Source organism: Limobrevibacterium gyesilva, from assembly GCF_025989185.1.
In the GTDB taxonomy this organism is placed as follows: Bacteria; Pseudomonadota; Alphaproteobacteria; order Acetobacterales; family Acetobacteraceae; genus Limobrevibacterium; species Limobrevibacterium gyesilva.
The window spans coordinates 106,725-119,898 of record NZ_JAPDNT010000008.1 but is presented as its reverse complement, the minus strand read 5'-3'; the positions used below and the strand labels follow the sequence as shown (position 1 = coordinate 119,898).

Sequence of the window (13,174 nt, the reverse complement as noted above, 5' to 3'; positions counted from 1 at the left end):
ACCGTCCCCTTGCCTGAAGCGCCACGACGAGACCGATTGATGTAGCGTAAACTACGTCATCGAATATAATGTAGCAAATGCCACACAACAAGACCGAACGCGCCCACCCCGACCGCGACGACCCGTACGCCCGACGGCTGCGCGAGCATCGCGACGACCTGACCGACGCCATGCTGCGCGTGCTACGCTTCATCGACGAGAACCGTGTCGTCGCGCTGGCCAGCTCGGCCGCCGAGCTCGCACGCCGCACCCGCACGTCCGATGCGACCGTCATCCGCGCCGTCCAGACCCTCGGCTTCAGCGGCCTGCCCGAGCTTCGCCAGGTGCTCACAACATCGCTTCAACCCGGCGCGACACCCGTCACGGGCATGCGCCGCACCCTCGCCGAGGCCGGGCACAATGCCGGGCGCGCCATCGCAACCGTGCTTGAAACCTCAGCGGACGGCCTGAAACAGCTCTCATCCCCCGCGATCCGCACACAGATCGGCGCCGCCGCCGCCCTGCTCCACCCAGCGGAACGCCTGATCGTCTTCGGGATCGGACCGTCCGCCCCGATCGCGCAGTACGCCGCCTTCCTGCTCCGGCGCACCGGCCGGAAGGCCGAGACACTCGACCGCACGGGCACCGAACTCGCCGACCAGATGCTGGCCCTGTCGCGAACGGATGCCCTGCTGATCCTCGCCTACGGCCCTGCCTATCGCGAGGTCATCGCCGTCCTGGACGAAGCCGAGCGCCTCGGCATCCCCGTCGTCCTGGTCACCGACACGCCCGATCCGGACATCGCCGGACGCGCCAGCCTGAGCATCCAGGCCCCGCGCGGCCGCGCCGAGCACTTCGCCCTGCACGGCATCACCCTCGTGTGCCTCGAAGCCCTCGTCCTCGCCCTGGCCGCCTCCGCCGAGCACGAGACCATCGCCACTCTCGAACGGCTGGATGAACTGCGGGGGGCCATCGGCGGCACAAGGCGGTGACCCAACCCCGCCCCCACCCCACCGGCAATCAGTTCTTGTCGATGTTCCAGTAGACGATCACCGGCGCGGACAGCAGCCCCGTCACATTCGCACGCATCGCGACGGGCTGGTCGTACTGCCCGAGCACACGATACGGCTGCACCTGCGCGAGATGCCGGTGCAGCTTGTCCAATGCCGCGGCCCGGCCGGCGTCGTCGGCATCGAGGAACGCCTGGCGCAGCCGCTCCGCCTCCTCGTCGCACGGCCAGCCGGCGAAGTTCTTGCGGTCGCAGGCCATGTTGGTGCCGATATTGGTCAGCGGATGGTGCATGGTCGGCCCGGAAGCGCCGGTCAGCAGGATGTTCCACCCGCCGGCCGAGGGCGGCCCCTGGTTGCGCTGGCGCCCCGCCGTGGTGCCCCAGTCCGCATACACCAGGTCCACGTTCATCCCCGCCTTGCGCATGGCATCCGCGGCCACTTCGGACATGCGGCCGATCCAGGCGATCTCGTTCGTCGTCGGAAACACGATCTTCTCGCCCTTGTAGCCGGCTTCCGCCAGCAGGCGCCGCGCCTTGTCGAAATCGGGCCTGAAATCCTCCGTCCCGGCCTCGGTGCCGTACGGCCCGCCGCAGATGTAATAGGCATTGCAGCGCTTCCAGTATTTCTCATCGCCGAAGCCCGCCGCCATCTCGTCGCCCTGGTCGATCATGTAGGCCAGCGCGAGGCGCGCCTTCGGGTTGTCGAAAGGCGGATACAGCGTGTTCGGCCGCAGCATCACCATGTTGCTCAGCTCGGTCAGCTTCTGCAGCTTCACCTGCGGGGTTTTTGACAGCAGCGGCAGCAGATCCAGCGCGGGCTGCTCCCAGATATCCACCTCGCCGTTCTGCAGCGCGGCCGCCGCGGTCGCGGCATCGGGAACGATGCGCCACTCCACCCGGTCGGCCTTGGCCAGCCGCGCCCCGGTCAGCCCGTCCGCCGGCTCCTTGCGCGGCACGTAGTCCTGGTTGCGGTCGAACACCACGCGCGCGCCGCTGATCCGCTCGGCATGGTTGAAGCGATACGGGCCCGAGCCGATCGCCGTCGTCACCGGCTTGTCCGGGTCCTGCAGGTCGCCCGCGCGCATGATCACGGGGATCTGCCCGACCGCCGAGCCCAGCGAGAACAGCATCATCGGATAGGGCTTGTTGAGCTTCAGCTCGAGCGTCTTGCCGTCCACCGGGTCCAGCGACGCCATGACGGCCGCGACCTTCGCGCCCACCGGATCGCGCCCCATCCAGCGCTTCAGCGACGCGACCACATCGGCCGTCGTCACCGGCTGACCGTCATGGAACTTCAGCCCGTCGCGCAAGGTGAAGCGCCAGGTGAGCCCGTCGGGCGAGGTGCTCCACGTCTCGACCATCTGCGGCTTCGCCCGCAGATTGCTGTCCCAGGCAAACAGCTGTTCATACACCATCAGCCCGTACTCGCGGGTGATGACGATCGGGACAAAGACCGGATCGAGCATGGTGAGGTCCGCGTGCGGGATCACCCGCAGCACCTTGGTCTGCGCCTTGGCGCCGGACGCAATCCCCGCGCCGGCCAGCAATGCGGCCGCTCCGGCCAGCAGGAACCGACGCAGGACCCTGTTGCCACCCATGACCTTTCTCCCCTGTTTCCCGCAAGTGCAGCACGCAGGGCGGGTGAGGAGCAAGCAGACTTCAGCGGGCCCTTCCCCGCCCCTATTCGGCCCGGGTATCGCCAACCGGGCGAACGGGCTGGATGGTCACCCGGCGCGCCGCGTACGAGATCCATACCCGGTTCACCCGCAGCCAATCCGTGCCGAGCAGCATGTCGGCCATCGGAAGTTGCAGCGGGCCGACGCCGATCAGCGGCCCCCTGTATTCGGCACCGCCGACCCGAAGCACTCCGAAGCGGTGGCCGCGGGTCGCTTGCATCGCCCCATCGATGCCGATCGCCGTCCCCGGCCTGTCCGAAGCGGGCGTCGACCCGCCGACCCCGACCCGCGTCGCGGCAGTCTCGCTCAGGATCGAACGGTTCGCCCCGCTGTCGAGCAATGCCGTCACGGATTGGCCATCCAGCTTGACCGGCAACAGGACGAGGCCGCGCCGGTAGATCTGAACAGGAACCGGGGTCGTCGGACCCTGCCACGGAACATACGCCCCGCTGCATCCCTGCACCCGGTAAAGTGCAACGCGCCGATGCGGAAGATCCAGCTCGACGTCGAAATCCCTGAGCCAGTCGGCGCCTACCAGGCCGGAGGCGGCCAGTCTGACATTCCGCACCCCCGGCAGCGGCCCGACGGCCGTGCTCTGGTCCAGCATTTCCATGCCGCCAATCCCGAAGGACTGCAACGCGGCGTTCTGCGTCGTGATGGCGCCCCCCGTGCCCTGGATGGTGGTACGCCTGCGCCGGTCGGTCTGCAGGTGCAGGGCCGCCATGGCTGCGGGCGTGACCAGGGACGCTTCCGATCCCGTATCGATCAGCAGGGTGACGGGATTGCCCTCGATCATGGCGGGCGCGCCGATGAGACCCCGCTCGAAGGTGATGGGGATCTCGGCGTCCTTGCGGATGTCGCAGCCCTGTGGGCCGGTTCGCGGCGACGGCGCCGTGCAGGCGGCGAGCAGCCCGACGAGAAGCCAGAGAACGTTCTTCATCCGGTCCCATCAACCGCCAACGAAGCCACCGGCAAACGGCCCGACGGCCGCCACCCCGCCCCCTTGCAACACCAGGCGCCGCACCAATCCCTCAGGCCCGCGCGCAACACCCCCCGTCGCACGGAATCGCCGTCCCCGTCACGAAGTCCGACCCGGGCGAGGCCAGGAACACCGCGATCCCCGAAAGGTCCTCCGGCACGCCCCAGCGCGCCGCCGGCGTGCGCGCCAGCACCGCCTCGTTCAGCCCGGCCACCTGCTCGCGCGCGCTCATCGTCAGCTCGGTGTCGATCCAGCCCGGCAGCACGGCGTTGCACTGGATGTTGTCCTTCGCCCAGGCCGTCGCGATCGCCTTGGTGAACTGCATGATCGCGCCCTTGCTCGCGGCATAGGGGGCCGCATGCGGGGCGCCGAACAGGCTCATCACCGAGCCGATGTTCACCACCTTCGCCCCGCCCTCGTTGCGGGCGCCCGATGCCACCAGATGCGGATACGCCGCCTGGCTGCACAGGAAGGCGCTGGTCATGTTGGTGTCCATCACCTTGTGCCACTCGGCCTCGGTGTAGTCCTGCGGGTTCTTGCGGATCGCCGTGCCGGCGTTATTGACCAGGATGTCCAGCCGGCCGAACCGCGCCACCGTGTCGGCCACCAGCTTCTCGCAATCGGCCTTCTTCGTGACATCGGCGGCCATGAACACCGCCGCCCCGCCCAGCTCCGCGGCCGCCTTCGCGCCCTTGGCGGCATTGCGGCCGGCCAGCACCACGCGCGCCCCCGCGCCGGCCAGGCCCTTGGCCATGCCCAGCCCGATCCCGCCATTGCCGCCCGTGACAATCGCCACCTTGCCGGTCAGGTCGAACAGTTTCATCGGCGTCGCTCCCATGTCTGGTTGTTCATCACCCTGGATCGTGTGCGTAACACCGGGCATGCGCGACCGGCAACCGCACGCCGAGGGCGGCGGGGGCACCAGCCGCGCATCATCCCCTATTTCGCCCCGAGTTCCTCATAGGCCCGGCGCGCCGCCGCCTCGATCGCCGCATCGGCGGCCGCATCGACATGCCGGAAGCCGCACTGGTCGCAATAGCCGACGGGCACGCTCACCTGGCACTGGATGACTCCGCGGTCGGTCACCCGGCGGAACCGCAACTCCGTCTGCTGGATGACCACCTGACCTCGCCTGCAATAGTCGCAAGAATCCCAACCGCCACGTTCGATACCTGTCATGAATACCCCGCCCCGATCGACCGGCCGGTGGCGATCGGGTGGTATTAACATATCAATAACGATTTTTTTATGATGTGAGCTAGATCACACCCCACACTCCGGTGCGCCGACCGGGCCTCATCCCAGGCCCGGAATCCTTGACATGCCTGCATCGACCGCGACAGTTGCACCGCCGCGCCACAACAGGAGAACCCGACATGCCGGCACCGAAGACGCCGCCGCTTGCGTGGCTGCGCCGCAAGGTGCTCCGGACGGAGACCGGTTACCTGGGGCTGGTCCTGGGGCTGGTGATCATGGCCTGGGCCGGCATCGTCGTGCACCTGCGCCAGGAATACCGCCAGGCCCTGCAGGGTGCCGTGCAGGACACCACCAACCTCGCCCGCGGCTTCAGCGAAAACATTTCCCGCGCCTTCGACGCGATCGACCAGACCCTGCTGTTCGCGCGCGAATCCTACCAGCGCGATCCCACGCGTTTCGACCTCACGACCTGGGCCCGCAGCCGCCAGTTCACCCATGGCCTGACCATCCAGCTCACCATCATCGACGCCGAGGGCATCGTGCTGATGACCAATCTCGGCCCGGTCACCAGCCGCGTCGACCTGTCCGACCGCGAGCATGTGCGGGTCCAGAAGGAGGCGACCGAAGACCGCATGTTCATCAGCGCACCGGTGCTCGGCCGCCTCTCAGGCAAGTGGTCGATCAACGTCACCCGCCGCATCGGCAGGCCGGACGGCAGCTATGGCGGTACCGTCGTCGTCTCCGTCGACATCGGCTACCTCACGCGGTTCTACGAGTCGCTCGACATCGGCAACGGCGACGTGCTGCTCGTGGGCGAGGACGGCGTCATCCGCGCCCACGCGCCGCTGCGCGACGGCGTCATCGGCACCAGGCTCGCAGGCGCCGAGGCGACCGCCCTGCTGTCCAGCGCCGAGCAGGGCAGCTTCCATACCGTCAGCCCCGTCGACGGCGCCGCCCGCATCGAAAGCTTCCGCCGGGTCGCCGGCTACCCGCTGCTGGTCGCCGTCGGCCTCGACGAGGCCGAGGTGTTCGCCGAGTGGCAGCGCCAGCGCACCCGGCTGCTCATCCTCGGCACGCTGATCGGCGTCGTCGCCGCCCTGTTCGGCACTCTTCTGGTGCGCCAGCACCGCCGTATCGCCCGCTCGCGCGAAGCCCTCGCCGCCACGCTCGAGAACATCAGCCAGGGCATCCTGATGGTCGATGCCGAGGGCCGCGTCCCGGTCGCCAACCGCCGCGTCATGGAACTGCTGGAGCTGCCGGACTCGCTGATGCAGGGCATCCCCTATTTCCGCGACATCCTGCGCTGGCAGCTCGCCCAGGGCGAGTTCGGTCCGCCGGAGACCGTCGATCCCGCCTTCCTGCACTTCGTCGAGAGCGGCGGAATCAGCAGCGAATACGGCGTCTACGAGCGGCTGCGCGGCAATGGCCGGGCGCTGGAGATCCGCACCCAGGAGATGGCCGGCGGCGGTGCGGTGCGCACCTACACCGACGTCACCGAGCGCAAGCGCACCGAGACCGCGCTCGCCGCCGCCCGCGACGCGGCCGAAGTGGCCGGGCGCGCGCGCTCGGAATTCCTCGCGGTGATGAGCCACGAGATCCGCACCCCCATGAACGGCATCATCGGCGCCGCCAGCCTGCTGCTCGACATGAAGCTGGGGGCGGCCGAGCAGCACTATGTCCGCATCATCCTCGACAGCGGCAACCACCTGTTGCAGATGATCAACGACATCCTCGACTTCTCCCGCCTCGAGTCCGGGAAGCTGGAGCTGGAGGTGGCGAGCTTCGACATACGCGGCCTGCTGCGCGGCGCCATCGACATGCTCGCCGCCGCCGCCGCCGCCAAGAGCCTCGCGCTCGAGATCGACATCGCCGACGACGTGCCGCTGCGCGCGGCCGGCGACGCCCGCCGGCTGCGCCAGATCCTGCTCAACCTGATCGGCAACGCCGTGAAGTTCACCGAGGCCGGCCACGTGCGCGTCAGCGTCACCCGCCAGGCGCGCGAGCCCGGCGCCGTCCGCCTCGGCTTCACCGTCGCCGACACCGGCATCGGCATCGCGCCGGAAGCGCAGAGCCGCCTGTTCGACGAGTTCACCCAGGCCGACAGCTCGATCTCACGCCGTTTCGGCGGCAGCGGCCTGGGGCTCGCCATCAGCCGCCGGCTGATCGAGCGCATGGGCGGCAGCATCGAGGTCGAAAGCGCGCCGGGCCTGGGCAGCATCTTCCGCTTCGACGTGAAGCTGCGCTCCCGCCGCGCCAGCGACGACGCCGCCTTCGCCCAGGCCGCCGGGCTGCGCGCCCTGGTCGCCGAGGACAACGCCACCAACCGCCTGGTGGTCACGCGCATGCTCGAACGCCTGGGCCACCGCGTCGAGGCGGTGACCAACGGCCGCGAGGCGGTGGACGCCGTGGCGAGCCGCGACTACGACCTCGTGCTGATGGACGTGATGATGCCGGAGATGGACGGCCTCGCCGCCACCCGGGCGATCCGCGCCATGCCGGGGGAGCGCGGGCGCCTCGCCATTGTCGGCCTCACCGCCAGCGCCATGCCCACCGACGAGGCCGCGTGCCTCGCCGCCGGCATGGACGAGTATGCCACCAAGCCGATCACCGGCGACCGGCTGGCCGAGGCGATCGCCGCCGCCACCGCCAGGCGGCCACCGCAAGCCACCCCGGAGGGGGCGCATGGCCGCCGCGCCGCCGTGGTCGAGAACCGCGGCTTCGACCCGGCCATGCTCGATGCCATGGTGCGCGACCTCGGGCCCGGCGCCGCGGCCGACGTGGTCCGCCTGTTCATCGAGACCGGCCTGCGCCAGACCGCCGACCTGCTGGCGCACGCCGAAGCCGGCCGCCGCGCCGAGCTGATGCGCGAGGCCGGCGCTCTGGGCCGCACCGCCGCCAATCTCGGCCTGATGCGGGTCAGCCACGCCGCCGCCGTGCTGGAGGACGCTGGCAGCGGCGAGGACATCGCCGAGCAGGTGCACGACTTGCACGCCCTGCTCCAGGCCGGCATCGACGAGCTAGGCAACTGGCACCCGCCGGCCGGCATGTAGGTGCTACTGGCCGCGGCCGCTCACCATCACGATGCAGGTGCGCAGGATGATCGAGATGTCCGACACCACCCAGATGCGGAAGTCGGACAGCCGCATGGCATAGGCCGCGTCGAACCCGACCTTGCGCACGACGTCGGCGTCGCAGCTGTCATAGCCCTGGCGCACCTGGGCCAGCCCGGTGATGCCGGGGCGCAGGCCCACGGTGCGGTCGGCGAAGAACGGCGCGATCCGCTCGAGGCGGCGATAGAAGGCGGGCCGCTCCGGCCGCGGGCCGATCAGCGACATGTCGCCGCGCAGCACGTTGACGAGCTGCGGGATCTCGTCCAGCCGGGTCTTGCGCAGGACACTGCCGACGCGGGTGATGCGCGGGTCGCGCCGGCTCGCCCACACCGCGCCGCTGCGCGCCTCGGCGTCGGCGCGCATGGAGCGGAACTTGAGGATCATGAACAGCTCGGTCCGGTCCGCCATGGCCCGGCCCACCCGCATCTGCCGGTAGATGACCGGCCCGCGGCTGTCGAGCTTGATGGCCAGCGCGATCAGCGGCCACAGCGGCGCAGTCACCAGCAGCAGCACCAGTGCGGCGAAAATGTCCAGCGCCCGCTTGGTACCGGCGACGGATGCGGGGATGTAGCTGCCCGCGAACAGTGCCGCGGCCGGGATCGCGTCGCGGGTCATCTTGCGGTTGGACATCTGCTCACTCCGTTGCATCGCGGTGATAACGCAGATGTGTGCAAATGCCGGGCCAGCCGGATTTGCATTTTGCGAGGCGCCTTGCGATGCGCCGTTCTTGCAATAATGAGCAATCTTTTGAATGTTAACGTAATATTAATAAGCCCCGTGTCTGAGCTTGTTCTCGCCCTGACAGGCACGTTAACTTTGCTCACGGGATCGTCATCGTACGTCGAGGCCCGGGATCAGGGAACGGAACGATATGATGCGGATTCTCGGCCTGGCATTCGTCGCGGCGCTGGCACTGGGCGCCGGCAGCGCGCGAGCACAGACCACCGTCGATTTCAGCTACAACGGCTACGGCAACGCCGATTACGGGCCGCTCGGCATCGCCACCGGCATCGGCCAGTTCACCTTCGCCGGCAATCCGAATTCGAATGAATTCGACCCGTTGTCGTTCAGCTTCACCTTGTGGGTAAGCGATGCCGGTGGCGCCAACACCATGCAATACGACTTCACGGCGGCCGACCTGACGGAGTTCACCGCCATGCTCGATGTCACCGGCGACCTCGGCCTTTTCTACCTGATCGCCGATAGCGTCGACGGCGTCCTGTTCAGCGGCAGCGACCCCACGCCCTTTTCCGCGTCGGGGTTCGGGGCCTTTTTTTCCCCACTAGACTTCGGCGGGGCAGGCATCGCGATCAGCGGCCCGGTGGACGGCGGCGTGCTCCCCTACACCCAGGGCATCGTCACCGCCTCGGTGGCACAAGCGGTGCCCGAGCCCGCCGCGATGGCGGTGCTCGCCGCGGGCCTCGCCGGCCTGGCGCTGCTCCGGCGCCGCCAGGGCGCAGGCGCGTAGCGGCGCTCAGGCCTCGGCCAGCAGGCCGGCGGCGCGCCACGCCGCCAGCTTGCGATAGACCGTCGAGGGATTGACCTCCAGCAGGGCGGCCGCGCGCGGCACGTCCTGGCGGGTGCGCCGCAGCGCCGCCAGGATCAGCCGCCGCTCCATCTCCGCCAGCGGCACCACCTCCGGCTCCGCCGGCGGTGGCGGCGGCAGCGCGGCCGCCACCGGTTCGGGCGCAAGGCCGGGCCCGGACCAGAACGGCTCCGGCACGGCAGGGACCGGATCGGGCAGCACCGGCGCGGGAACTGGAATGGCAACGGGCGCCGGAACCGGCGTGGGGTCCGGGGCCGAACCATTGGTGCGCAGCACCGGCGGCGGGATCATCGCTGCCTCGACGCGTTCGCCGTCGTGCAGCACGACGATGTTGCGCACCACGTTCTGCAACTGGCGCACGTTGCCCGGCCACGAATAGCCCCGCAGCGCCGCTTCCGCCTCCGGACTGAAGCCCTGGAAACGCCGGCCCTCTTCCTTGCTGAACTGGGCCAGGAAATGCCGGGCGATCAGCAGCACGTCGCCACCGCGCGCGCGCAGCGGCGGCAGTTCCACCGGCACCACATACAGCCGGTAATACAGGTCCTCGCGGAACCGCCCGGCCTGCACCTCCAGCATCGGGTCGCGGTTGGTGGCGCAGACGAAGCGGACGTCCACCCGCTCGAGCCGCGACGAGCCCACCGGGGCGAAGCTGCCGGTCTGCACGAAGCGCAGCAGCTTCACCTGCATCTCCAGCGGCATCTCGCCGATCTCGTCCAGGAACAGGGTGCCGCCATCGGCAAGCTTCGCCGCGCCAGGGCGGTCGGCGGTGGCGCCGGTGAACGCGCCTTTCACGTGGCCGAACACCTCGCTCTCCAGCAGGTCGCGGGGAATGGCGCCGCAGTTCAACGCCACGAAGCTGCGGCCGGCGCGCGGGCTCGCCTTGTGCACCGCCTCGGCCGCCAGTTCCTTGCCGGTGCCGCTCTCGCCGGTGATGAACACGCTGGCGCGGCTGGCGGCCACGCTCTCGATGGTGCGATAGGCCGCCTGCATCGGTGCGGAGCCGCCGATGAAGCCGAAGAACCGGTCCCGGTCCAGCCGCGCCTTCACCGAGCGCAACTGCGCCACCAACGACCGCTTCTCCAGCGCGTTGGCCAGCGTCACCGACAGCCGCGCCTTGGCGTAGGGCTTGACCAGGAAGTCCACCGCGCCGCCGCGCATCGCCTCGACCGCGGTGTTGATCGAGGCGTTGGCGGTGACCACGATCACCGCGGTGTCGATCCCCTCGCCCTTCAACTGGCGCATCAGCTCGAAGCCGTTGTAGTCGGGCAGCTCGATGTCCAGCAGGATCGCGTCCGGCTCCCAGGCCCGCGCCTCGGCCAGCGCCGCGCCCGCCGATCCGCTCACCCGTACGGCGTGGCCGAGTCCCCGCAGCAGCGTGCGCGCCAGCTCGGCCTGGGTCGGCGTGTCCTCCACCACCAGGACACGGGCGGGCGCTTCGCTCACGCGCGGTCGAGCCCGCCGGCGAAGGCGGCAAGCTCGGCCAGGGCGCCCTGGCACAGCGCAGCGATGTCGGCGGCGACGCCGGGCATCTGGGCGGCGCCGATATCGGCGCGGGTCATCGCCAGCCGGCAGGCCTGTTCCAGCGCCTGCGCGCCCACCGCTCCCGCCGCCCCGGCCAGGCTGTGGGCGGCGCGACGGAAGCTGGCGCCATCGCCGGCGGCGGCGGACACGCGCAGCACCTCGCTGAGCCGGTCCAGGTCGCCGCGGAACACGTTCAGCACATGGCGCAGGTCCTCCGGGCCGAGATCCTCGGCAAGCTGGGCCGCGAAGCCGCGCGTCCCGGTCACGGCGCCACCCAGGACAGGCCGAAGCGGCGGCGCGCATGCGCGTCGTCGCCGGACAGGCCGAGCACCTCGTCCAGCCCGTGCTCGCGCAGCAGCGCCAGTGGCTGCCCGGACACGCCGGTGACGACGAGGCGGCGGCCCTTGGCGCGCAGGCGCTTGAACAGGAAGGCGATGGCGCCGATGGCGGGGCCGTCGATGAAGCTGACATTGGTCAGGTCCAGCACCACCTCGCCTTCCGGCGCGGCGGCCAGCGCCGCGAAGCCGTCGCGCAGCGCGAGCCAGCTTTCGGCGTCGAGGGCGCCTTTCAGCTGCAGGCGAACCCGCCCGTTCTCGCTCGCGATCCGCTCGAACATCTTCCGCACTCCGGCCACTGGTTTCGCTTTGACGGTGCAATAGTCACGCCAGCGACACCGGCAGTTTGCAGTGGGATGGCCGCAGAATGCAATGCAGCCTGCGAGGCTGATTTCACCAGAAAATTCCCCCGACCACGACTTTGTGATACGAAATGATTGTTCCGGACTGTCAGAGGTCATGCGTCCCAGGATTCTGCTCGTCGCCCTCGCCGACTGGTTCGGCCCCACCCGCCTTCCCCGGGCCCTGCGCGAGGCGGGCTTCGAGGTCGGCGTGCTCGCCGACCCGGACGGGCTGCTGGCGCAATCCAGCCACATCGAATACCGCTTCGCGCTGTCGGCCGGGCTTGTCCGCCTGGGCGTGCTGCGGCCGGTGCTGCGCACCATCCTGGAATTCCAGCCGCGCATCGTGGTGCCCTGCGACGAAGCGGCGGTGCACCTGCTGCAGAACCTGGCCAATGCCTGGGACGGCGCGCGCGGGCCGGGCGGGCAGTTGCGGGTGCCGATGCCGCCGCTGGTGCGCGAGATCCTGTTGCGCTCGCTGGGCGAGGCGCGCAGCTTCGCTGCCCGCAGCAGCCGGCCGCTGGCGCGCAAGCTGGCGGCGACGCTGGGCATCGCGGCGCCGCCCAGCGCCCCCGTGCCCTATCTGCAGGTGGCGGAGGCGTTCGCGCGCGACCATGGCTGGCCGGTGGTGCTGACCCGCGAGGGGCGCACCGGCGGCGACCGCGTGCGCGTGTGTGCCGACCAGGCGGAACTGCATGCCGCCTACAGCGACCTGACCCAGCCGGAGGACGTGCCGCACTGGCTGGGCAGGGCCGTGCGTTACCCGTTGTGGAGCGTGCTGACCGGGTTCCACCTGGCCGGTGACCTGACCAGACCGTTGCAGGACGGGCCGCTGCTGGCGATCGAGGCGCATGTGCCGGGCCGGCCCGCCACATACACGGTGGTCGCCTATGACGGCCGCGCGCTGGCCGGCATCGCCGCGGTGGCCGAGGTGGTGCACCCGCCCGGCACGGGCGCGAGCACCGTGGTGCGGCTGGTCAACGACCGGACCATGGCGGACACGTCGCGCAAGCTGGTGGGCCGGCTCGGCTTCACCGGCTTCGGCGGAATCGACTTCGTGCGCGACGAGGCCTCCAACAAGCTGTGGTTCCTGAAGTTCAACGCCCGCCCTACACCACTGAGCCATCTCGGCCGGCTCGCCGGCGGCGATCTGTGCACGGCGCTGCTGGCGGCGGTGACCAATGCCTTCCCGGTGCCGCAGCGGGCGACGAAGGAGACCACGGTGGCGCTGTTCCCGCAGGACTGGATGCGCGACCCCAATGCCGCCAACCGCGGCGCCGACCACGTTGACCTGCCGGTGGACGACGACCGGCTGTTCAACAGGCTGAAGGCGATGCTGCCGCGCACGGCGTAGGCGGGCGGATCAGACCGCGCGCCTGCCGGACAGCAGCGGCGCCGCCCGTCACGACGTCGAACGCCATTGCCCGGCCTAGAGCCTGATCGGAACCGATAGGCGTTCCGATCAGGCTCTAGGTCTTTGT

Annotated in this window: 12 protein-coding genes; 4 read left to right on the top strand and 8 right to left on the bottom strand. The window is 69.9% G+C overall.

Annotation, left to right across the window (positions count from 1 at the left end; translation table 11 throughout):
• Nucleotides 1-77: 77 nt before the first annotated feature.
• Nucleotides 78-971, top strand: coding sequence for a MurR/RpiR family transcriptional regulator (locus tag OL599_RS12605; RefSeq protein WP_264714126.1), 894 nt, complete (start codon nt 78-80; stop codon nt 969-971).
• 28 nt (nt 972-999) lie between these two features.
• Here the strand turns inward: OL599_RS12605 and OL599_RS12600 are convergent, their stop codons facing one another.
• The 4 genes from OL599_RS12600 to OL599_RS12585 all read right to left on the bottom strand — a co-directional run bounded on the left by OL599_RS12600 (nt 1,000) and on the right by OL599_RS12585 (nt 4,765).
• Nucleotides 1,000-2,586 carry an ABC transporter substrate-binding protein gene (locus OL599_RS12600; RefSeq protein WP_264714125.1) on the bottom strand — a complete coding sequence of 529 codons (1,587 nt, stop codon included), beginning with the start codon at nt 2,584-2,586 and terminating at the stop codon, nt 1,000-1,002.
• Between the two features lie 82 nt (nt 2,587-2,668).
• Nucleotides 2,669-3,604 (bottom strand): retroviral-like aspartic protease family protein, encoded by a 936-nt coding sequence (locus tag OL599_RS12595; RefSeq protein ID WP_264714124.1) that lies wholly within the window; start codon nt 3,602-3,604, stop codon nt 2,669-2,671.
• A gap of 91 nt (nt 3,605-3,695) precedes the next feature.
• Nucleotides 3,696-4,466, bottom strand: coding sequence for an SDR family NAD(P)-dependent oxidoreductase (locus OL599_RS12590; RefSeq protein ID WP_264714123.1), 771 nt, complete (start codon nt 4,464-4,466; stop codon nt 3,696-3,698).
• Nucleotides 4,467-4,582: 116 nt separating this feature from the next.
• Nucleotides 4,583-4,765 carry a hypothetical protein gene (locus OL599_RS12585; RefSeq protein ID WP_264714122.1) on the bottom strand — a complete coding sequence of 61 codons (183 nt, stop codon included), beginning with the start codon at nt 4,763-4,765 and terminating at the stop codon, nt 4,583-4,585.
• Between the two features lie 254 nt (nt 4,766-5,019).
• Here OL599_RS12585 and OL599_RS12580 point away from each other — a divergent pair, with 254 nt between their 5' ends.
• Nucleotides 5,020-7,890: an ATP-binding protein gene (locus OL599_RS12580; RefSeq protein ID WP_264714121.1), complete on the top strand. Its 2,871-nt coding sequence runs from the start codon at nt 5,020-5,022 to the stop codon at nt 7,888-7,890.
• Between the two features lie 3 nt (nt 7,891-7,893).
• On the opposite strand, the gene OL599_RS12575 is transcribed toward OL599_RS12580, so the two are convergent.
• Complete coding sequence (locus OL599_RS12575) at nt 7,894-8,580, bottom strand: sugar transferase (RefSeq protein WP_264714120.1); 687 nt, start codon at nt 8,578-8,580, stop codon at nt 7,894-7,896.
• A gap of 241 nt (nt 8,581-8,821) precedes the next feature.
• On the opposite strand from OL599_RS12575, the gene OL599_RS12570 reads away from it, so the two are divergent.
• Nucleotides 8,822-9,418, top strand: a complete 597-nt coding sequence (locus tag OL599_RS12570; protein WP_264714119.1) for a PEP-CTERM sorting domain-containing protein — start codon at nt 8,822-8,824, stop codon at nt 9,416-9,418.
• 6 nt (nt 9,419-9,424) lie between these two features.
• On the opposite strand, the gene OL599_RS12565 is transcribed toward OL599_RS12570, so the two are convergent.
• The 3 genes from OL599_RS12565 to OL599_RS12555 are packed head-to-tail and all read right to left on the bottom strand — an operon-like array spanning nt 9,425 to nt 11,633.
• Nucleotides 9,425-10,939 carry a sigma 54-interacting transcriptional regulator gene (locus tag OL599_RS12565; RefSeq protein ID WP_264714118.1) on the bottom strand — a complete coding sequence of 505 codons (1,515 nt, stop codon included), beginning with the start codon at nt 10,937-10,939 and terminating at the stop codon, nt 9,425-9,427.
• Entirely contained in the window at nt 10,936-11,283 is a 348-nt protein-coding gene (locus tag OL599_RS12560) for an Hpt domain-containing protein (RefSeq protein ID WP_264714117.1), read from the bottom strand. Before OL599_RS12560 ends, OL599_RS12565 begins: the two co-directional genes overlap by 4 nt.
• Nucleotides 11,280-11,633, bottom strand: coding sequence for an STAS domain-containing protein (locus OL599_RS12555; RefSeq protein WP_264714116.1), 354 nt, complete (start codon nt 11,631-11,633; stop codon nt 11,280-11,282). Before OL599_RS12555 ends, OL599_RS12560 begins: the two co-directional genes overlap by 4 nt.
• A 178-nt stretch (nt 11,634-11,811) precedes the next feature.
• Here OL599_RS12555 and OL599_RS12550 point away from each other — a divergent pair, with 178 nt between their 5' ends.
• Nucleotides 11,812-13,047 (top strand): hypothetical protein, encoded by a 1,236-nt coding sequence (locus OL599_RS12550; protein ID WP_264714115.1) that lies wholly within the window; start codon nt 11,812-11,814, stop codon nt 13,045-13,047.
• The last annotated feature ends 127 nt before the right edge of the window (nt 13,048-13,174 follow it).